General features: G+C 55.2%; 1 rRNA gene. It reads right to left on the reverse strand.

Annotated features, from left to right (window positions below):
• Positions 1-54: 54 nt before the first annotated feature.
• A 16S ribosomal RNA gene (locus HMPREF3159_RS14110) occupies positions 55-1,574 on the reverse strand.
• Between the last annotated feature and the right edge of the window lie 138 nt (positions 1,575-1,712).

Consider the following 1,712-nt stretch of genomic DNA (forward strand, 5'->3'; position numbering starts at 1 on the left):
CCCGCCTGACACTCGCAGACGACGATGGCCACCAATATTGGTGATGCTCCTTAGAAAGGAGGTGATCCAGCCGCACCTTCCGGTACGGCTACCTTGTTACGACTTAGTCCCAATCACCGATCCCACCTTCGACAGCTCCCTCACGAGGATGGGCCACTGGCTTCGGGTGTTACCGACTTTCGTGACTTGACGGGCGGTGTGTACAAGGCCCGGGAACGTATTCACCGCAGCGTTGCTGATCTGCGATTACTAGCGACTCCGACTTCATGGGGTCGAGTTGCAGACCCCAATCCGAACTGAGGCCGGCTTTTTGGGATTCGCTCCACCTCACAGTTTCGCAACCCATTGTACCGACCATTGTAGCATGCTTGAAGCCCAAGACATAAGGGGCATGATGATTTGACGTCGTCCCCACCTTCCTCCGAGTTGACCCCGGCAGTCTCCTATGAGTCCCCACCATCACGTGCTGGCAACATAGAACGAGGGTTGCGCTCGTTGCGGGACTTAACCCAACATCTCACGACACGAGCTGACGACAACCATGCACCACCTGTGCACCAGTCCAAAGAAAGCCACATCTCTGCAGCCGTCCAGTGCATGTCAAGCCTTGGTAAGGTTCTTCGCGTTGCATCGAATTAATCAGCATGCTCCGCCGCTTGTGCGGGCCCCCGTCAATTCCTTTGAGTTTTAGCCTTGCGGCCGTACTCCCCAGGCGGGGCACTTAATGCGTTAGCTACGGCGCGGAAAACGTGGAATGTCCCCCACACCTAGTGCCCAACGTTTACGGCATGGACTACCAGGGTATCTAATCCTGTTCGCTACCCATGCTTTCGCTTCTCAGTGTCAGTAATGGCCCAGAGACCTGCCTTCGCCATCGGTGTTCTTCCTGATATCTGCGCATTTCACCGCTACACCAGGAGTTCCAGTCTCCCCTACCACACTCTAGCCTGCCCGTACCCACCGCACGCCCGAGGTTGAGCCTCGGGTTTTCACGGCAGACGCGACAAGCCACCTACAAGCTCTTTACGCCCAATAATTCCGGACAACGCTTGCGCCCTACGTATTACCGCGGCTGCTGGCACGTAGTTAGCCGGCGCTTCTTCTGCAGGTACCGTCACTCTCGCTTCTTCCCTACTGAAAGGGGTTTACAACCCGAAGGCCGTCATCCCCCACGCGGCGTCGCTGCATCAGGCTTTCGCCCATTGTGCAATATTCCCCACTGCTGCCTCCCGTAGGAGTCTGGGCCGTGTCTCAGTCCCAGTGTGGCCGGTCGCCCTCTCAGGCCGGCTACCCGTCATCGTCTTGGTGAGCCATCACCTCACCAACAAACTGATAGGCCGCGAGTCCATCCCCCACCGATAAATCTTTCCAACACCCACCATGCGATGAGTGCTCATATCCGGTATTAGCCACGATTTCCCGAGGTTATCCCGAAGTGGAGGGCAGGTTACTCACGTGTTACTCACCCGTTCGCCACTAATCAGGCGGTGCAAGCACCACCGTCATCGTTCGACTTGCATGTGTTAAGCACGCCGCCAGCGTTCGTCCTGAGCCAGGATCAAACTCTCCATGAAAATCATGAAAAACTATAAACCTGACAAAATAAACAAACAACCAGCATTAAACTGCTGTATCATCCGTTATAATCTGCCATTCAAAATAATGGCATCGATAAACAGACACGCTATTGAGATATCAAGCAACACGCGCAC

The organism is Brachybacterium sp. HMSC06H03 (assembly GCF_001807385.1).
In the GTDB taxonomy this organism is placed as follows: domain Bacteria; phylum Actinomycetota; class Actinomycetes; order Actinomycetales; family Dermabacteraceae; genus Brachybacterium; species Brachybacterium conglomeratum.